This window comes from Enterobacter sp. 18A13 (assembly GCF_007035975.1).
Taxonomy (GTDB): domain Bacteria; phylum Pseudomonadota; class Gammaproteobacteria; order Enterobacterales; family Enterobacteriaceae; genus Enterobacter; species Enterobacter vonholyi.
Genome location: NZ_AP019634.1, coordinates 2,205,093 through 2,226,763 on the forward strand (window position 1 = coordinate 2,205,093; position 21,671 = coordinate 2,226,763).

At 61.9% G+C, this 21,671-nt stretch carries 3 protein-coding genes; all 3 read left to right on the plus strand.

The window, feature by feature from the left end:
* The first annotated feature begins 102 nt into the window (after nt 1–102).
* The 3 genes from FOY93_RS10865 to FOY93_RS10875 all read left to right on the plus strand — a co-directional run bounded on the left by FOY93_RS10865 (nt 103) and on the right by FOY93_RS10875 (nt 21,638).
* Nucleotides 103–18,108 (plus strand): Ig-like domain-containing protein, encoded by an 18,006-nt coding sequence (locus tag FOY93_RS10865; RefSeq protein ID WP_143345088.1) that lies wholly within the window; start codon nt 103–105, stop codon nt 18,106–18,108.
* A gap of 177 nt (nt 18,109–18,285) precedes the next feature.
* A complete protein-coding gene (locus tag FOY93_RS10870; RefSeq protein WP_143345089.1) occupies nt 18,286–20,466 on the plus strand; it encodes a type I secretion system permease/ATPase in 2,181 nt (726 codons plus the stop codon).
* Entirely contained in the window at nt 20,463–21,638 is a 1,176-nt protein-coding gene (locus FOY93_RS10875; RefSeq protein WP_115875014.1) for an HlyD family type I secretion periplasmic adaptor subunit, read from the plus strand. Before FOY93_RS10870 ends, FOY93_RS10875 begins: the two co-directional genes overlap by 4 nt.
* Nucleotides 21,639–21,671 lie beyond the last annotated feature (33 nt).

Consider the following 21,671-nt stretch of genomic DNA (forward strand, 5'->3'; position numbering starts at 1 on the left):
CGCAAAGTAAGACTGAAAATAATGGGTGTTTTTTCCCAGGGATAGCTACATCCATCTGGTGGACATATCCACAGGAATCCGTACACCTGCAAGGAGAAGAATATGAGTAACATAAAAGTTGTTGATGTCATCATTCGCAAAACGGCGGAGAAAACGAAATTAACCGGCGAAGGAAATCTGTCGGTCTCTATTTCATCCCCGAGCGTGATTGAAATCCAGGGTTCTGCTCAGGATGTGGTGCGCTATGTCCGCCAGGGTAAAGACCTCCTCATTTATATGAAAGATGGCAGCGTTATTCGCTGCAATAACTATTTTGTTGAAGATCCTGAAACGCATACTCAGTCAGAGCTGGTATTCAACGATCGTCAGGAACTGACGCATATTTCTTTTGCCGATGCCGGGGACGCGTCAGGCGCTGCGGTGACCGAGTTAACCGCGCAGGCCACACCGATTAGCAGCATTCAACCTTTCCTTGAACAGGAAAGCGTCTTAAGCGACGCGCCGTGGGGCTGGATTGCGGGAGCTGCATTAGGTGGCGGTGCCATCGGGGCGCTGCTGGCAAACGGCGGCGACGGCGAAACTAAGACAAAAGTTATTGATAATACGAAAGAGGTGGAAAGCGCCACGCCAACCTTCCTGCTGTCGGATAAAGCGGGTGACAAGCAGGGCGTGCTGAGCGCAAACGAGATCACGGACGACAGCAACCCAACCTTTAGCGGTACCGGTCAGCCAGGCGCGACCATCCAGGTTAAAGACAGCAGCGGCAGCACCATTGCGAGCACGATGGTCGGCAAAGACGGCACGTGGACGGTAATGTTACCGACCCAGACGGACGGGGAGCACACCTGGTCGGTCGTGCAGATCGACGGCAGTAAAACCACCTCTGCGGGCAGTATCACCGTGACGGTTTCAACCGCCGATGCCGCCATTACGCTTGCCACCACGGCGGGCGATAACGTGCTGAACGCCAGCGAACAATCCGCGGGCTTTACGGTTTCCGGAGCCAGCAAAAACCTGGCGCAGGGTACCTTACTTACCGTAACGCTGAACGGCAAAACCTACGCGGCTGAAGTCGGGGCAGACGGCGCGTGGAGCGTGAACGTGCCTGCAGCAGACGCGCAGGCGCTGGGCGACGGCACCTGGACGATTAACGTCAGCGGCAAAGACGCGGCGGGTAATACCGTGAGCGGCAGCCAGACGATCGGCGTGGATACCACCGCACCAACCCTCTCTGTCGATACCCTCGCGCAGGACAACATCATTAATGCGGCTGAGCACAATCAGCCGCTGACCCTGACCGGTAAAACGAATGCGGAAGCCGGTCAGATCGTCACGGTCACGCTGAACGGTAAAAACTATAACGCTACGGTGGGTAGCGACGGCACCTGGTCCGTCACGCTTGCAGCGAACGACGTGCAGGCGCTCAACGAGGGCAATCACACTCTGACGGTTAACGTTAGCGACAAAGCGGGCAACGGTACGTCCGTGACGGGAGATTTCACGGTTGATACCACTGCGCCGGTCGTCACTATCGATACCGTGGCGGGCGACGATACCCTCAATATCAGCGAGCAGGGGCAGGCGCAGATTATTTCCGGGCAGGCGAGCGGCGCGTCGGCAGGCGATGTGGTCACCGTGACCGTTGGCGGACAGTCTTTCACCGGCGTGGTGCTGGCGGACGGCAGCTGGAGCGTAGGTGTTCCGGCGTCCGTGCTGGGCGCGTTGGGAGAAGGTAACCATACGATTTCAGTTTCCGTGACCGACGCGGCAGGCAACACCGGCAGCGCCACGCACGATATTACGCTGAGCGGAAACCCGCCAGAATTTACGATTGACGCCATCAGCCAGGACAACGTGCTGAATGCTCAGGAAGCAATGCAGCCGCTGAGCCTCACCGGCACCAGCAACCTGCCTGACGGCAGCGCCATCACCGTGACGCTGAACAACGTCAGCTATCAGGCCACCGTTGAAAACGGTATCTGGGCGGTCCAGGTGCCGGTTTCCGACGTGCTGAATCTGGCGAACACCCTTTACACCGTCAGCGTCAGCGGTACCGACAGCGTGGGTAACAGCGGCTCTGCCGGGGCGACGCTGCTGGTGGATACCGTACTTCCGCAGGTCATTATCAACACCTTTGCGGGCGACAACCTGGTCAATAACGCCGAAGCGGGCGTCGATCAAACCCTCAGCGGTCGCGTCACCGGCGCGGCGGCGGGCGATACCGTGTCTGTCACCGTGGGCGGCAAGAGCTACACCGCAACGGTTGGCAGCGACCTGACCTGGAGCGTGAAAATTCCGTCGGCGGATCTTCAGGCCTTCGGCGACGGGGATTTAACCTTTACCGCGTCGGTGACCAACGGGCACGGCAATACCGGCACCAGCGAGCGCGATATCAATATCAATGCTGAACTGCCGGGCCTGCGCGTAAACACCATTTCCGGCGATGACGTCATCAACGCGATCGAACAGCAGCAGGATCTGAGCGTCACCGGCTCCAGCACCCATCTGGCAGCGGGCACGCAGATTATCGTCACCATCAACAACGTTGAGTACGTTACCGCGGTTAACGCCAGCGGCAACTGGCAGATCGGCGTCCCGGCGGCGGACCTGCAGGCCTGGACGGAGGGAGAGGTGACGGTAAGCGTCAGCGCTGAAGATGCCTGGGGCAACACCGTTACGGCTGAACACCCGATTGAACTGGATCTGAACGCCGTGGCGGTCACCATTGATACCGTCTCCGGCGACGATCTGCTGAATGCGGCAGAAAAAGGCGCCGATTTAACAATTTCCGGCCAGACGCAGGGCGTGGAGGCGGGGCAGACCGTGGTGGTGAAATTCGCCGACCAGACCTTCACCGCGCAGGTGCAGCAGGACGGCTCCTGGAGCCTGACCGTGCCCGCCAGCGCCATGGAAACCCTGATTGACGGGCGCGCGCAGGTGAGCGTCAGCGTCACTAACGTCAATGGCAACAGTGCCGACGCGTCGCGCGTGGTCACGGTGGATACGCAGCCGCCGGCGATTACGCTCGATAACCTGACCGCCGATAACATCATCAACGCGGCTGAAGCGCAGCAGGATTTACTGTTAAGCGGTAGCAGCAGTGCGGAACCTGGCCAGACGGTTACCGTGACGCTGAACGGCAAAACGTATCAGACTACGGTCCAGACGGACGGTACCTGGCAGCTGAGCGTCCCGGCGGCTGATGTCGATGCCCTCAACGATGGCATCGTTACCGTGACGGCCACCGTGAGCGACGTGGCGGGCAACACCAGCAGCGCCGACCGCGTGGGTGTGGTGGACGCGACCGTGCCGCAGGTGACCATCAACAGCTTTGTCACCGACACCAACACCGTTAACCAGCTCGCCCATTCACAGGCGCAGGTCCTGAGCGGCTCCGTCACCGGCGCGGCAGCGGGCGATTTGGTGACCATCACCATTAACAGCGTCGATTACACCACCGTGGTGGATGCGGCGGGCAACTGGAGCCTTGGCCTGCCGGCGTCCGTCGTGCAGGGGCTGGCTGACGGCACCTGGACAGTTGACGTCTCCGTGACCGACAGATCCGGCAATACCGGAAGCAGTTCGCTGGATGTGGTGGTGAATACCGTGACGCCCGTCATCGGTATCAACACGCTGGCGGCGGACGACGTGATTAACGCGACCGAGAAAGGCGAAGATCTGCAGATTTCCGGCACCAGCAACCAGCCGGAAGGCACGACTATTACGGTGACCCTGAACGGCATTCAGTACACGGCCACCGCTGACGCCAGCGGCAACTGGAGCGTGACCGTACCGGCGGCAAACGTGCTGGCGCTGGGCGAAGCGAATTACACCGTGACGGCGAACGTCACCGATAGCGTAGGCAATAGCGCCTCAGCCTCACACGATGTGCTGGTAGACAGCTCGCTGCCGGTGGTGACGATTAACACGCTGGCGGGCGACAATATCGTTAACGCGGCGGAAGTGGCGGCAGGGCAAACCCTGTCCGGTAAAGTCACGAACGCGGCGCCAGGTGACACTGTCACGATTAACTTTGGCGGCCAGACATACACGGCTACCGTGCAGGACGATCTGACCTGGAGCCTGCCGTTAAGCGAGAGCCAGTTCACCGCGCTCGGCAACGGGGATCTCACCGTATCGGCCAGCGTCACCAACGCGCACGGCAATACCGGTTCCTCTTCGCTCGACTTCACCATCGACGCCCAGCTTCCGGGACTGCGTATTGATACGGTCGCAGGCGACGACGTGATCAACGTGATTGAACACGCTCAGAACCTGATTGTGTCCGGCACCAGCACCGATCTGGCGGCGGGCAGCGCCGTGACCGTGACCATCAACGGCAAAGCCTATTCCGCAACGGTGCTGGCGGACGGCACCTGGCAGGCAGCGGTACCTGCTGCGGACGTGTCCCAGTGGGCGGATGGCTCGCTGGATATCAAGGCAAGCGCGCAGGATGCTTCTGGCAACCCGGTAACCATCGGGACCGTCGTGGACGTCGATCTCGCGCCGGTCGCCATCACCATCAACAGCGTGACCGACGACAACGTGCTTAACGCGGCGGAAAAAGGCCAGGATCTGGTGCTGTCCGGCACCACTTCCGGTGTTGAAGCGGGCCAGACCGTGACCATCACCTTCGCAGGGAAAACCTACACCACGACGGTGGATGGCAACGGCGACTGGACCTGGACCGTTCCGGCTGCCGATCTGAGCGGCCTGAAAGACGGTGACGCCAGCGTTCAGGTCAGCGTCATCAACGTTAACGGCAACGCCGCGTCTTCGGCGCAGGAGTTCAGCGTCGACACCACCGCGCCGACGGTGACCATCAACACCATCAGCGGCGATAACATGCTGAATGCGGCAGAGGCGGCGCAGGATCTGACCCTGAGCGGGACCTCTACTGCCGAAGCGGGCCAGACGGTCACCGTGACCTTCAACGGCAATCAATACAGCGCGCAGGTGCAGGCGGACGGCAGCTGGACGCTGGACGTGCCTGCGGCGGATCTGGCGGGCATCACCGACGGCAGCGCCGCGGTAACGGCGACCGTGTCCGATAAAGCAGGTAACCCGGCCAGCGCGGGCTCATCGGTGCTGGTCGACACCACCGTACCGCAGATTAGCTTCAACATCGTTGCGGGCGATGACATCATCAATATTGCCGAGCACGGCCAGGCGCTGATCGTCTCCGGTAAGGTGACGGGCGCGCAGGCGGGTGACGCGATCACCGTGACCCTGAATGGTAAAGATTACACCGCCATGCTGGATGCGTCCGGCAGCTGGAGCGTGGGCGTTCCGGCGGCGGACGTGGGCGCGCTGGTCAACGGTGAGCAGACGATTTCTGCGACCCTCACCGACAAAGCCGGTAACAGCACCACCGCGACGCACGAGTTTGACGTCTCCCTGACCGCGCCGGTCATTGCCATCAATACCCTGGCGGCTGACGACGTGATCAACGCGACCGAGAAAGGCCAGGATCTGCAGGTGTCCGGCACCAGCAACCAGCCGGAAGGAACCGCCATTACGGTGACGCTGAACGGCATCAGCTATACGGCCACCGCCGACGCGAGCGGGAACTGGAGCGTGACCGTTCCGGCGGCAAACGTCTCCGCGCTGGGCGAAGCGAGCTACGTGGTGACGGCGAGCGTAACCGACACCGCGGGCAACAGCGCGAGCACCGGTCACAGCGTGCTGGTCGACAGCGCGCTGCCGCAGGTCACCATCAACCCGGTCGCCACGGACGACGTTATTAACGCGGCGGAAGTGGCTGCCGGACAGACCCTGAGCGGGAAAGTGAGCGGCGCGGCGAGCGGTGACACCGTCACGATTTCAATTGGCGGCAATACGTACACCGCGATGGTTCAGGACGATCTGAGCTGGTCGGTCAACGTGCCGTCCACGATCTTAACCGCCATCGGGAACGGCGATCTGACCGTGTCAGCCAGCGTCACCAACGGCCACGGCAACACCGGAACCGGCGAGCGCGAAATCGTGATAGACGCTAACCTGCCTGGCCTGCGGGTCGACACCGTGGCGGGCGACGATGTCATCAACAGCATCGAGCACGCTCAAAACCTGATTATCACCGGCTCCAGCGAAGGCCTGGCAGCGGGCGCGGCGTTAACGGTGACCGTCAATGGTAAAACTTACGCCGCAACCGTGCTGGCGGACGGGACCTGGACGGCGGCCATTCCGGCGGCAGACGTCAGCGCGCTGAATGCGGGCACGGTCACCGTGACCGTGGACGGCCAGAGCGCGGCGGGCAATCCGGTTTCCATCAGCCATGACGTGAAGGTGGATCTGGCGGCAGTCGCCATCAGCATTGACCCGATTGCCTCTGACGACGTGATTAACGCGGCGGAGAAAGGCGCGGACCTGGTGCTGTCCGGCTCCACCACCAACGTGGAAGAAAACCAGACCGTCACCATCATCTTCGGCGGTAAGTCGTACACCGCGACGGTCGATGCCGACGGCAACTGGACGGCTACCGTGCCGTCCGCCGATTTGGGCAGCCTGAAGGACGGCGATGCCAGCGTGCAGGTGAGCGTCACCAACGTGAACGGCAACAGCGCGTCCGCGGGCCGCGAGTACAGCGTGGACGCTACCGCGCCGACGGTGTCTATTGAAATCATCAGCGACAACAACATCATCAATGCGGCCGAAGCGCAGCAGGATCTGGTGATTAACGGCGTCACCAACGCCGAAGCGGGTCAGACCGTCACCGTGACCCTGAACGGCGTGGACTACACCACCACCGTTGAGGCTAACGGCAGCTGGAGCGTGACCGTACCGTCCGCCGATCTGGGCGCGATTGCCGACGGGAACTACACCGTCAGCGCCGCCGTATCGGATAAAGCGGGCAACCCGGCCTCCGCGGATCGCGACGTGCTGGTTGATACCACCGTTCCACAGCTGACCATTCACACCGTTTCCGACGACGACGTGATCAACAGCGCCGAGCATGCGCAGGCCCTGATTGTCACCGGTTCCGTGACCGGCGCGGCGGCGGGCGATGTGGTCACCGTCACCCTCAATGGCAAATCGTACACCGCCACTCTCGACGCCTCCGGCAACTGGAGCGTTGGCGTGCCTGCGGCGGACGTAACCGCGCTGGCCGCCGGGGATTACACCATCACCGCGGCGCTGACCGATAAAGCCGGCAACAGCAACAGCGCCACGCACGGCGTAGAGGTGAACCTGACCGCGCCGGGGCTGACCATTGACACCGTTTCCGGTGACGATGTAATCAACAATACTGAGAAAACCCAGGATCTGACCCTCTCCGGTACGGCTTCCGGCCTGGCGGCAGGCGCGGTGGTGACCGTGATGCTCAACGGCAAAGCGTACAGTGCGCAGGTGGACGATAACGGAAAATGGACCACCACCGTTCCGGCGAGCGAAGTCGGTCAGCTGGGCGAGGCGCTTTACACCGTCACCGCCTCGGCGACGGACGGCGTCGGTAACAGCACCAGCGCGTCGCACACCGTGAACGTGGAGTCCGTTCTTCCGGGCGTGATCGTTAACACCATTGCGGGCGACGACGTCATTAACGCGGCAGAGCTGGCAGCCGGCCAGACCATCAGCGGTAAGGTGGTGAATGCCGAAGCGGGCAACACCGTGACCGTGACCATTGGCGGTAACATCTACACCGCAACGGTGCAGAGCGATCTCACCTGGTCCGTCGATGTGCCTGAATCTGTTCTGACGGCGCTGGGCAACGGCGATTTGACGGTGTCAGCCAGCGTGACCAACGGCGTCGGCAACAGCGGATCCGCTGAGCGCGATATCACGATCGACGCTAACCTGCCGGGCCTGCGCGTGGATATCGTGGCGGGTGACGACGTTATCAACAGCATCGAACACGGGCAGAACCTGATTATCACCGGTTCCAGCGACGGGCTGATGGCAGGCGCGGCGCTGACCGTGACCGTAAACGGCAAGACCTATCCGGCGACCGTGCTGGCGGACGGCACCTGGAGCGCGGCGATCCCGGCCGCGGAAGTGGGTGCGCTGAATGCAGGCACGGTCACCGTAACCGTTGCGGGCCAGAGCAGCGCCGGTAACCCGGTTTCCATCAGCCACGATGTAACGGTGGATCTGGCGAGCGTTGCCATCAGCATTGACGCCATCGCCACCGATGACGTGATTAACGCGGCCGAGAAGGGCGCGGATCTGGTGCTCTCAGGCACTACCTCAAACGTCGAAGAAAACCAGACCGTCACCATCATCTTCGGCGGCAAAAGCTACACCGCGACCGTAGGCGCCGACGGCAAGTGGACGACCACGGTGCCAGCGGCCGATCTGGCGGGTCTGAAAGACGGCGACGCCAGCGTGCAGGTGAGCGTCACCAACGTGAACGGCAACAGCGCCTCGGCGGGCCGCGAGTACAGCGTGGATGCGACCGCACCGTCCGTGACCATCAATACCCTGGCGACGGACGACATTCTCAATGCCACCGAAGCGAAGAGCGATCTGACGGTTTCCGGCACCAGCACCGCCGAAGCGGGCCAGACGGTCACCGTATCGCTGAACGGCAAAGACTACACCACAACCGTCAGCGCGGACGGCAGCTGGACGCTGAACGTTCCGGCGGTCGATCTGGCAGGATTAACCGACGGCAGCGTCACCGTTACCGCATCAGTCAGCGACAAGGCGGGTAACCCGGCGTCCGTGGATCACAACCTGGCGGTAGATATCACCGTCCCGGCGGTGACCATCAATACCGTGGCGGGCGATGACGTGATTAACATCGCAGAACACGGCCAGGCGCAAATCATCAGCGGCACCGCCACCGGCGCGGCTGCGGGCGATAAGGTCACCGTCACCATCGGCGGCCAGACGTACACCACCGTGCTGGACGCGGCGGGGAACTGGAGCGTGGGCGTCCCGGCGAACGTGATTTCCGGCCTCAGCGACGGCACCGTGACCGTCACCGCGTCGGTCACCGACGCGGCGGGCAACACCGGCACCGGCACGCATAGCGTGACCGTCGATACCGGTCTGCCTTCGGTCAGCTTCAACGCCATCAGCGGCGATAACGTGCTGAACGCGGTAGAAAAAGGTCAGGACCTGAGCGTCAGCGGCACCAGCGCCAACCTCGCGGAAGGCACCGTGGTGACCGTGACCCTGAACGGCAAAAACTACGCGGCCACGACGGCGGCAGACGGCACCTGGAGCCTGACGGTTCCGGCGGCGGATCTGGCCGGTCTGGGTCAGGCCAACTACACCCTGAGCGCGAGCGCCACCAACGGCGTGGGCAACAGCGTGAGCAACACCGCGAACCTGCTGGTGGACACCGCGCTGCCAACGGTCACCATCAACACCGTGGCGGGCGATAACGTCATTAACGCGGCGGAAGTGGCGGCCGGCCAGACCCTGAGCGGCACCGTTGCGAATGCCGAAGCGGGCAACACCGTCACCGTGACCATTGGCGGCAACACCTACACCGCGACGGTGCAGAGCGATCTGACCTGGTCCGTCAACGTGCCGTCTGACGTGCTGACCGCGCTGGGTAACGGCAGCCTGAGCGTAACGGCGACCGTCACCAACGGCCACGGCAACACCGGTACCGGCGAGCGCGAAATCGCTATCGACGCTAACCTGCCGGGCCTGCGCGTCGATACCGTGGCGGGCGACAACGTGGTCAACAGCATCGAACATACTCAAAACCTGATCGTCAGCGGATCCAGCGACGGGCTGGCGCCGGGCACGGCGCTGACCGTCACCATCAACGGCAAAGACTATGCGGCCACGGTGCTGGCGGACGGCACCTGGAGTGCGGCTGTTCCGTCTACCGACGTGAGCGCGTGGCCGGAAGGCACCGTCAAAATCAGCGTGACCGGCGACAGCTCAGCGGGTAACCCGATTACCATCAGCCATGATGTGACGGTAGATCTGGCGACCGTTGCCATCAGCATCAATGCGATTGCGACCGACGACGTGATTAACGCGGCGGAGAAGGGCGCGGATCTGGTGCTGTCCGGTGCGACCACCAACGTGGAAGCCGGGCAGACCGTGACCATCAGCCTGAACGGCAAAATCTACACCACCACGGTGGACGACAGCGGCAGCTGGACCTGGACCGTACCGTCTGCGGATCTGGCTGGCCTGAAGGACGGCGATGCCAGCGTGCAGGTGAGCGTCACCAACGTCAACGGCAACAGCGCCTCGGCGGGACGTGAGTACAGCGTGGATGCCACCGCGCCGACCGTCACGATTAACACCCTGGCGACGGACGATATTCTGAATGCCGCCGAAGCGAAGAGCGATCTGACCGTGTCCGGTACCAGCTCTGCAGAAGCTGGCCAGACGGTGACCGTGTCGCTGAACGGCAAAGACTACACCACAGCCGTCAGCGCGGACGGCAGCTGGACTCTCAACGTCCCGGCGGCCGATGTTGCGGCCCTGACGGACGGCAGCGTGACCGTTACCGCATCGGTAAGCGACAAGGCGGGCAACCCGGCGTCGGTTGATCACACTCTGACGGTGGACGTGACCGTTCCTGCGGTGACCATCAATACCGTGGCGGGCGACGACGTCATTAACCTCGCAGAACATAGCCAGGCGCACATCATCAGCGGCACCGCCACCGGCGCGGCAGCGGGCGATAAGGTCACCGTCACCATCGGCGGCCAGACGTACACCACCGTGCTGGACGCGGCGGGGAACTGGAGCGTGGGCGTCCCGGCGAGCGTGATTTCCGGCCTCAGCGACGGCACCGTGACCGTCACCGCGTCGGTTACCGACGCGGCGGGCAACACCGGTACCGGCAGCCATAACGTGACCGTCGATACCGGTCTGCCTTCGGTCAGCTTCAATGCCATCAGCGGTGATAACGTGCTGAACGCGGTAGAAAAAGGTCAGGACCTGAGCGTCAGCGGCACCAGCGCCAACCTGGCGGAAGGCACCGTGGTGACCGTGACCCTGAACGGTAAAAACTACGCGGCCACGACGGCGGCAGACGGCACCTGGAGCCTGACCGTTCCGGCAGCGGATCTGGCGGGTCTGGGCGAAGCGAATTACACCCTGAGCGCGAGCGCCACCAACGGCGTGGGCAACAGCGTGAGCAACACCGCGAACTTGCTGGTGGATACCGCGCTGCCGACCGTCACCATCAACACCGTGGCGGGCGATAACGTCATCAACGCGGCGGAAGTGGCCGCGGGCCAGACCCTCAGCGGCAAGGTAACGAACGCGGAGGCGGGCAATACCGTCACCGTGACCATTGGTGGCAACACCTACACCGCGACGGTACAGAGCGATCTGACCTGGTCCGTGAACGTGCCGGAGTCCGTCCTGACGGCGCTGGGCAACGGTGACCTGACGGTGTCAGCCACCGTCACCAACGGCCATGGCAACACCGGGACCGGCGAGCGGGAAATCGTTATCGACGCCAGCCTGCCGGGCCTGCGCGTTGATACCGTGGCGGGCGACGATGTGATCAATAGCATCGAACATACTCAAAACCTGATCGTCTCCGGCACCAGCGACGGGCTGGCGGCAGGCACAACGCTCACCGTGACCGTCAATGGCAAAACCTATGCGGCCTCCGTGCTGGCGGACGGCTCCTGGAGCGCGGCGATCCCGGCGGCAGACGTCGCGGCCTTCACAGCAGGTACGGTCACCGTGACCGTTGCAGGCCAGAGCGCGGCGGGCAACCCGGTGACCATCAGCCATGACGTGACCGTGGATCTGTCTGCCGTCGCCGTCAGCATCGATGCGATTGCCACCGACGACGTGATTAACGCGGCGGAAAAAGGCGCGGATCTGGTGCTCTCCGGCAGCACTTCGAACGTGGAGGAAAACCAGACCGTTACTGTTACCTTTGGCGGCAAGACTTACACCGCGAAGGTGGATGCCGACGGTAACTGGACGGCCACCGTGCCGTCTGCGGATCTCGCGGGCCTTAAAGACGGCGATGCCAGCGTGCAGGTGAACGTCACCAACGCGCACGGCAACAGCGCGTCGGCGGGGCGTGAGTACAGCGTGGACGCGACTGCGCCAACCGTGACCATTGATACGGTTGCAGGCGATAACGTGATTAACGGCAGCGAAGCGGCTGCGGGCGTTGCCATCTCCGGCACCACTACGGCGGAAGTCGGTCAGACGGTCACCGTGACGCTGGGCGGTAAGAGCTATACCGCGCAGGTGCAGCAGGGCGGCATCTGGAGCGTTAACGTTCCGGGCAGCGACCTCTCCACGCTGGCGGATAACGGCTACACCGTGCAGGTGAGCGTGAGCGACGCCGCGGGTAACCCGGGCAGCGCGGGCAAAACAATTACGCTTGATACCACGCCGCCGACCGTCAGCTTTAACGTTGTCGCGGGCGATGACGTCATTAACAGCGTGGAGCACGGCCAGGCGCAGATCGTCAGCGGGTCGGCAACCGGCGCGAACGTTGGGGATAAAGTGGTTATCACCCTCGGTTCGCACCAGTACACCACCACCGTTGACGCCAGCGGCAACTGGAGCGTGGGCGTTCCGGCCAGCGTGATTTCCGCCCTGACCGACGGCACCGTGACCCTCAGCGCGACCATTACCGACAGCGCGGGTAACAGCAGCACCCAGACCCATGACGTGGTGGTCAACACCGCCTCCGTGGCGCTGACGGTGAACACCCTTAGCGGTGACGACGTGATCAACGCGGCTGAAGCCGGTTCGTCACTGGTGATTAACGGCTCCAGCGCGCAGTTCGCCAGCGGGACCCGGGTCACCGTGACCCTGAACGGCAAGAGCTATACGGCCACCATTCAGAGCGACGGCACCTGGACGACTACCGTACCGGTTGCAGACGTCAGCGCCTTGGCCGATGGCGCCAGCTATCAGGTGTCCGTATCGGCACAGGACAGCGCGGGCAACAGCGCCTCCGCAACGCATACTATCAGCGTGGATACCACTGCGCCGGTGGTGAGCATTGGGACGCTGTCAGTTGACGACATGCTGAACGCCGCGGAAGCGCAGCAGCCGCTGACCGTGCACGGTTCTTCCAGCGCGGAGGCGGGTCAGACCGTTACCGTGACGCTGGGCAGCAAAACCTATACTGCGCTTGTCGGCAGCGATGGCACCTGGACGCTCGACGTGCCGGCAGCCGATCTGGCTGCCCTTAGCCAGGGCGCGCTGACGGTCACCGCCTCGGTCAACGACAAAGCCGGTAACAACGGCCAGACCACGCACACCTTAACGGTAGACACCGTTGCGCCAACCGTGACCATCAGCACCGTGGCCGATGACGATATCGTCAACAGCGCGGAGCAGCTGGCGGGCCAGACGATCCGTGGTACGACCACGGCGGAACAGGGCCAGACGGTGACCGTCTCCTTCAACGGGCACAGCTATCAGGCGACCGTCGGGGCGGACGGATCGTGGTCGGTCTTCGTGCCGGGCCGTGATTTCCTCGGCCTGAGCGACGGGGAGTACACCATCACCGCTTCGGTAAGCGACAAGGCGGGCAACCCGGGCAGCGCAACGCACGACGTGACGCTGAACGGCGATGTCCCAACCATCACCATTAACACCTTTGCGCAGGACGACATCGTCAACGCCGCCGAGCACGGCACGCCGCTGGTCATCAGCGGTACCACCGACGCGCCTGCAGGCCAGACGGTGACCATCACGCTGAACGGTAAAACCTATGCGGCTACCGTCCAGAATGACGGCACCTGGAGCTACACGGTGGGCAGCGCTGACGTGACCGCGCTGGCAGACGGCGGCTCGTACGTGATTAACGCCCTGGTGAGCAACACCATCGGCAACAGCGCCAGCGATAACCATACCGTCACGGTGGATCTCACCGCGCCGTCGATGGGGATGAGTATTGATTCGCTGCAAAACGATACCGGCCTGAGCGCAACGGATTTCATCACCAACGACAGCCAGGTCGTCGTCAACGGCTCGCTGACCGCGCAGCTCGGCAATAACGAGAAGGCGCAGATCAGCCTCGACGGCGGCGTCACCTGGATTGACCTGACCGTGACCGGCACCACCTGGCGCTACGCCGATGGCCGCACCCTGACGGACGGTACGTATCAGTACCAGGTGCGGGTGATTGATAACGCGGGCAACGTGGGGGCAACGGACAGCCAGGACGTGGTGATTGATCTGACGAAGCCTGCGGCAACCACCATTACCGTGGATTCCATTACGCAGGATACCGGCCTGTCCGGCAGCGACTTTATCACCAGCGACAACCAGATCAGCCTGAAAGGCACGCTGGGCGCGGCGCTGGGCAGCGGCGACCACGCGCAGATCAGCCTTGACGGCGGCGTCACCTGGACCGACGTCAGCGTCAGCGGCCTGAGCTGGACGTACGTCGATGGCCGCACGCTGGCCGACGGAGATTACAACTACCAGCTGCGCGTGATTGACGATGCGGGCAACATCAGCGCCACCGCCTCTCAGGTGGTGACCATTGATACCGTTGCGCCGGACGCCAGCAAAACGATCGCCATCGACAGCATCAGCGACGATACCGGCCTGAGCAGCAGCGACTTTATCACTCGCGACACGTCCCTGACGCTGCACGGCTCGCTCGGCGCGACGCTGGCCGACGGCGAATACGCGCAGATCAGCATCGACGGCGGCGTCACCTGGCAGAACGTGATCGTCACCGGCAACAGCTGGTACTACGTGGACGGCCGCACGCTGGGTAACCAGACCTATGACTACTACGTTCGCGTGGTGGATGCGGCCGGTAACGTGGGCGCTAGCGCCCATCAGCAGGTGACCGTCGATACGGTCGCCCCGGATGCGGCGATTACGGTGACCGTGGATAACATCACCGTGGATACCGGCTTCGACAATAACGACTTCCTGACCAGTTCGACCTCGTACACGCTGCACGGAACGCTCGGCGCAGAACTCGGCGCGGGTGAATTCGTGCAGGTGAGCATGGACGGCGGCAGCACCTGGGTATACGCCACCGTAAGCGGCACGCAGTGGAGCTACAGCGACACGCGTACCCTGACCGACGGCAGCCACAACTATCAGGTACGGGTCGTCGATCTGGCGGGGAACGTTGGGGCAACCACCTCGCAGGCGGTGACGGTGGATACCCAGGCGCCGCAGTACGGCGTCACCATCGACAGCATCAGCGAAGATACCGGCCAGTCCGGCAGTGATTTCATCACCATGGACACCACGCTGACCATCAACGGTTCGCTGGGCAGCGCGCTGGCAAGCGACGAGCGCGTACAGATCAGCCTGGACGGCGGGAATACGTGGCTCGATACCACGGTCACCAACCAGCGCTGGAGCTACACCGATACCCGCGATCTGCCTGACGGCGACTACACCTACCAGGTGCGGATTATCGACCAGGCGGGCAACGTGGGTTCGACCGCGTCTCAGGTCGTCACGGTAGACACCACGCCGCCAACCACGGTCGGCACGGTCGTGAGCTATACCGACGGTGAAGGCGAGCGTCAGGGCATCTTTGGCAGCGCGGTGGCAACGGACGATAACTCGCCGCTGATCAACGGGACGCTGAACCGCGCCCCGGACGACGGCGAGATCGTGCAGCTCTACCGTGATGGGGTACTGCTCGGCCAGGTGACCATGAACGGCAGCGCGAGCTGGTCCTTCCAGGACAACGGCCTGAGCGACGGGAATCACACCTACATCGTGCGCGTCACCGACAGGGCCGGTAACTACACGGAATCCGACGGCTTTGTGCTGAACGTCGATACCAGCATTCCGACCACCACTGCAGCGATTACCGCGCAGACCACGTCGGACACTACGCCGATCGTCAGCGGTACCGTCTCCGCTGACCTGGTGAACGGCGAATATCTGGTGGTGACGGTGAACGGCAAAACCTACACCTCCCAGACCGGCGGTGCGGTGGTGGTCGACCCGGATCACAACACCTGGTATCTGCAGATCCCGGACGGCGATGCGCTGAGCGTGGCGAGCTACAGCGTGACCGCGCAGGTGAAGAGCAGCGCGGGTAACGGCAATACCACGGGTACGGCGACCGGCAGCCTGGTGATTGATACCACCTCGGTGAATACCGACTGGGCAACCACGGCGGGGAACAGCAACAACTCCACCATGACTCTCGGCATGAACAGCAGCGGTCTGTGGAATATCATCGCTAACGGCCAGTCTTACTCCAGCAGCGATAGCTCGACCTATGCCGGGAATACGCTGACCAACACCCGTAACTACTACGTGGTGAGCCAGACCGCCGCCGACTTTGACCGTAACGGCACGCAGGACATTTTCGCGACGGAAAATACCTACGCCGGGTCAACGCAGGTGATGTGGACCTACGATGGCAGTACCTATAACGCCAGTCAGCTGGCAATGGGCACTACCATCTGGTACGGCGGCGTGATTGCGTACGATAAAACAGGTGATGGGTATCTGGATCTGGCCTACGGTGACTCCGGCGCGGACTCCATTACGTACCTGATCAACAAGAACGGCGTACTGTCGCCGGATGGGACCAATGGCGGAGCAGGTTTCTGGGGGCAATTCACCACCATGCGTGAAATCTCCGGCGTCGATCTGAACAACGACGGCACGGTAGATATTGTCCAGCACACTAACCGCAGCGGCGCGTACTCGTTAACCGTGATCAACAACAACGGTAACGGCACGCTCTCCATCGGTCAGAACCTGACGAACGTGTTTGTGGCAAACGCTTCAAATACCACCACGGCGGCATCCATGACGTGGGCGGACTTCAACGGCGATGGCTACATGGATCTGTACCTGGGCAGCAGCTACAACAACAACGGCGGGGTGATCTACTACAACGACGGTACCGGGAAGCTCTCGGCCACCAAGAGCGCGGTAGAAGCCTCTAACGCAGCGGCGGGCTATTTGTCTGTGGCGGTGGACTGGAACGGCGACGGACAGATGGACATCGTCAAGCTCAGCACCTACAGCGGCTCGCAAACGGCGACCCTGTTCACCAACAACGGTTACGGCTCTACCTGGACCTCAAGCCAGCTGGCTTCAGGCCTGGCGAACGTCACCGGCGTGGCGGCTGTCGACTACAACTGGGACGGCGCGCAGGACCTGCTGGTTTCTCAGCAGAACGGCAAGGTGGTGCTGGTGCAAAACAGCAAAACCATTGCTGACGGCACCGCGATGCATCTGCACATTGTCGACAGCGAGGGCATCAACGCCTACTACGGCAACACGGTCAATCTGTACAACGCCGCGGGCGTGCTGGTGGCCTCGCAGATCATCAACGCCCAGTCCGGTATCGGTTCGAACGATACCTCTGCGCTGGTGAGCTTCTACGGGCTTGATCCGAATGAAACCTATTCGGCTGAGATCCTGAAGATCACCAACGGCGTGTCGGATAACGTCACCTGGAGCGGTCTGGAGGCAGGCAACGGCAAGGAGGGCTATGTCCTGACGGCCGAAGCCGCCACCGGCGGCCACAGCGGGACTATCACCGGGACCGGGTATAACGACACCTTTATCGCTGAAAACGGCACCTATACCTACAACGGTTCCGGAGGCTGGAATACCCATTCCGACTATGACACCTGGAGCAACACCGGTGGTATGGACGTGGTGGATTACCGCAATGCGACCTCCGGCGTAACCGTTGACCTGCGCCTCTCAACCGCGCAGGACACCGGGTTCGGCACCACGCGTCTGCTGAACATTGAAGGGATTAACGGTTCGGATTTCGACGACGTCATTACCGGCAACAGCGGTGATAACCGGTTCGAAGGTCGCGGCGGAAATGACACCTTCAACATCGGCAGCGGCGGTCACGATACGTTGCTCTACAAGCTGATCAACGCCTCGGATGCAACGGGCGGTAACGGCCACGACGTGGTGAACGGCTTTACGGTCGGGACCTGGGAAGGGACAGCGGACACGGATCGTATTGACCTGCGCGATCTGCTCTCCGGCAGCGGCTATACCGGCACGGGCTCGGCGAGCTATGTGAACGGCGTGGCCACGCTGGACAGCAGCGCGGGCAATATCAGCGATTACATCCGCGTGGTGCAGAACGGCAGCAATACCGAGATCCAGGTTGACCTGGACGGTACGGGCGGCCAGTTCTCGCCGACCACTCTGGTGACCCTGAACGGCGTGCAGACGGATCTGGCGACGCTGCTGGCGAACCATCAGCTGTTAATTGCGTAAAACAACGCCGCGGGGAGCGATCCCCGCGGCCTTTTGGCATTTCTTTACACGAATAGTCATAACCCTATATTTCACAAGATTATTTTGCGGGCTCGTTTAGAAAGCGTTCGTTTTTTAATCATCCCGTAAAGGTATCATTTCAGGGCGGAATTACCGCTCTGGACAGGACGTAGCCTTATGAAGACACATCCACTGTACGAACCCTGGCTGCAGGGCATGCTCATCATCGCGAAGCACTACCGGCTGGATTTTTCCGCGGAGCATGTTCGGGTCACAATTAACCATGAAAGCCAGTCTCCGCGCCAGCTGGTGCTGGAGGAGATGGCGCGCCAGCTTGGGCTGGGGATGCGTGTGGTGGCGGCGGAAGCGGTATCCCTCGATCCGTGGCGTCTGCCGCTGCTGGCGGAATTTACCGGCGGGCAGATTGCGGTGATCAACCGCATGGACAACGAAGGCAACGTCAGCCTGCAGTTCAGCGGCGATGCGGGGCTGGAGACGACGCTGACGCGCGAGGAGATCGGGTCGCGGTTAAAGGGCCTGATGGTACTGCGCCCGCTTGAATCCACGCCGGATGCCCGCGTGGATGACTACATCAAACCGTATGAGAAAAACTGGTTCTGGCAGCTGGCGCTGAAGGACTGGCGACGCTACAGCGACATTATGCTTGTGGCGCTGGTGGCTAACGTGCTGGCGCTCTCAGGCATGGTCTTCTCCATGCAGGTATACGACAGGGTGGTGCCGTCGCAGTCGGAGGCCACGCTGTGGGTGCTGTTTGGCGGCGTGATGATTGCCATCGTGTTCGAATTCATCATGCGTATGCTGCGGGTGCATATTTCTGATGTAGTGGGCAAGCGCGCCGACCTGCGTATCTCTGAACGCGTTTTTGCCCACGCGCTGCGGATTAAAAACGGCGCGCGATCGAAATCAACCGGATCGTTTATCGCGCAGATCCGCGAGCTGGAGTCGGTGCGCGAGCTGATCACTTCCACCACCATTGCGGCGATTTCCGATCTGCCGTTCTTCCTGCTGTTCGTCTTCATTCTGTGGATGATTGGCGGCCCGCTGGTGCTGGTGGTTCTGCTCGCCGTGCCGCTGCTGCTCATCCCGGGCCTGCTGGTACAGCGCCCGCTGGGGAAACTCTCCAGCGAAGGGATGCGCGAATCCGCCATCCGTAACGCGACGCTGGTGGAAGCGGTGCAGGGCATTGAAGACATCAAGCTGATGCGCGCCGAACAGCGTTTCCAGAACCAGTGGAATAACACCAACGACGTCGCCGCCAGCGTCGGCATGAAGCAGCGCTGGCTGACGGGCCTGCTGCTCACCTGGACGCAGGAGGTGCAGTCCATCGTTTATGCGGTAGTGCTGCTGGTGGGGTGTTATCTGGTCATCAGCGGCGATATGACCACCGGTGCGCTGGTCGGGACCTCGATTCTGGCGTCGCGGACCATTGCGCCGCTGTCGCAGATCTCAGGCGTGCTCTCGCGCTGGCAGTCGGCGAAAGTGGCCCGCAAGGGGCTGGACGATCTGATGCAGCGTCCGATTGACGATCCGCAGCACGGCAAGAAGGTGCACAAGGCCCACCTGCGCGGCGACTATTCGCTTGAGGACGTTGGGTTTTACTACGACGAGGAAGAGAAACTCACCGTGCTCAACATCAGCAAGCTGCAGATCCGCGCCGGCGAGCGCGTGGCGGTGCTTGGACGCAATGGTTCCGGGAAAAGCACGCTGTTACAGCTTCTGGCGGGCATGCAGGAGCCGCAGCAGGGCAGCATTCTGCTGGACGATATTGCGCTCAATCACCTCGACCCGGCCGATGTACGTCGGGATATGCAGCTGCTTAGCCAGCAGGCCCGGCTGTTCTTTGGCTCCGTGCGGGACAACATCCTGATGGGGAACCCGCTCGCCACCGATGACGAAATTCATCAGGCGCTGGTTAACAGCGGCGCGCTGGAGTTTGTGCGCAAGCAGAAAATGGGGCTGAACACCGTCATCAACGAGGGCGGAACGGGCCTCTCCGGCGGACAGCGTCAGGCGCTGCTGCTGGCGCGCGCCCTGATCACCTCGCCAAATATCCTGCTGCTGGACGAGCCTACCGCCTGGCTGGACGAAATGAGCGAGAAGCAGTTTATTCAGCATCTTCACAAATGGCTGGGTAAACGCCGGACGCTGGTCGTGGCGACGCATCGCCTGCCGATTCTGGACCTGGTCGACCGCATCATCGTGCTGGAAAACGGCAAGGTGGTGATGGACGGACCGCGCGACGCTATCCTGCACCAGCACGGTATGGCACCGCAAAAAGCAGCACAGCGCACCGTGACCATGAAGCCGGCGGCGGTTGCAGAGGAGGGCGCGGCATGAATGATTTGTCTCGTTTCAATAGCCGGCTGAAGGAGCCTCGCCTGCCGCGCTCTACCCTGGTGGCATGGTCGCTGTTTGCCCTGCTGGCGGTGTTTATCGCCTGGGCAAGCCTGTTCCATCTGGATGAGGTGACCACCGGCAGCGGTAAGGTGATACCGTCTTCGCATGAGCAGGTCATTCAGTCCCTGGAAGGCGGCATTATCCACAGCCTGATGGTGCGCGAAGGCGACATTGTGGAACGCGGCCAGCAGCTCGCGCAGCTTGACCGGACGAAAACCGAGTCGAGCGTGCTGGAGAGCGAGTCTCGTCTGAATGCGGCGCTGGCAACGGCGGCGCGCCTGAAGGCCGAGGTGAACGACACGGAACTCGCGTTTCCGGAAGAGCTGGATGACGACGTTGAGCTGGTCAAACAGGAAACGGCGCTCTACCAGTCCCGTCGTGAAAGCCTCGAAAAAGGACTGGCCGGTTTGCGTCAGGGGGCCGAGCTGGTGCAGCGCGAACTGTCGTTAACCCGTCCGCTGGTGACACAGGGAGCGGCCAGCAAGGTGGAGGTGCTGCGTCTTGAGCGTCAGAAAAATGAGCTTGAGAACAAAATCACCGAGATGAAAAACCAGTATTACGTTCGCGCCCGTGAAGAGCTGGCGAAAGCCAATGCGGAGATTGAAGCCCAGCGTTCGGTGATGAAGGGGCGTGAAGACTCTCTGACCCGGCTGACCTTCAATGCCCCGGTTCGCGGGATCGTGAAGGATATTGACGTCACGACCGTGGGAGGCGTCATCCCGCCGAACGGCAAGCTGATGAGTCTGGTTCCGCTTGACGATCAGATGGTGATTGAAGCGAAAATCTCGCCGCGCGATGTGGCGTTTATTCATCCTGGCCAGAAGGCGCTGGTGAAAGTGACGGCCTATGACTACTCCATTTACGGCGGGCTGGAAGGGGAAGTGACCATGATTTCGCCGGACACCCTGCAGGATGAGGTGAAAAGAGATGTTTACTACTATCGCGTCTATATTCGTACCGACAGTAACCATCTGACCAATAAGCAAGGTCAGGAGTTCCCGGTCTTTCCCGGCATGATTGCCACCGTAGACATTAAAACCGGCAGCAAAACCATTCTGGATTATCTGTTAAAACCGCTGAACAAGGCAAAAGAGGCGTTGCGGGAACGATAGATGAGTGGCGTTCGGAATTCCGAACGCCTGGTG

What these genes read in the sequence shown, in the direction of transcription:
- FOY93_RS10865 (WP_143345088.1), top strand. Translation starts at nt 103, where the DNA reads ATGAGTAACATAAAAGTTGTTGATGTCATCATTCGCAAAACGGCGGAG.
- FOY93_RS10870 (WP_143345089.1), top strand. Translation starts at nt 18,286, where the DNA reads ATGAAGACACATCCACTGTACGAACCCTGGCTGCAGGGCATGCTCATC.
- FOY93_RS10875 (WP_115875014.1), top strand. Translation starts at nt 20,463, where the DNA reads ATGAATGATTTGTCTCGTTTCAATAGCCGGCTGAAGGAGCCTCGCCTG.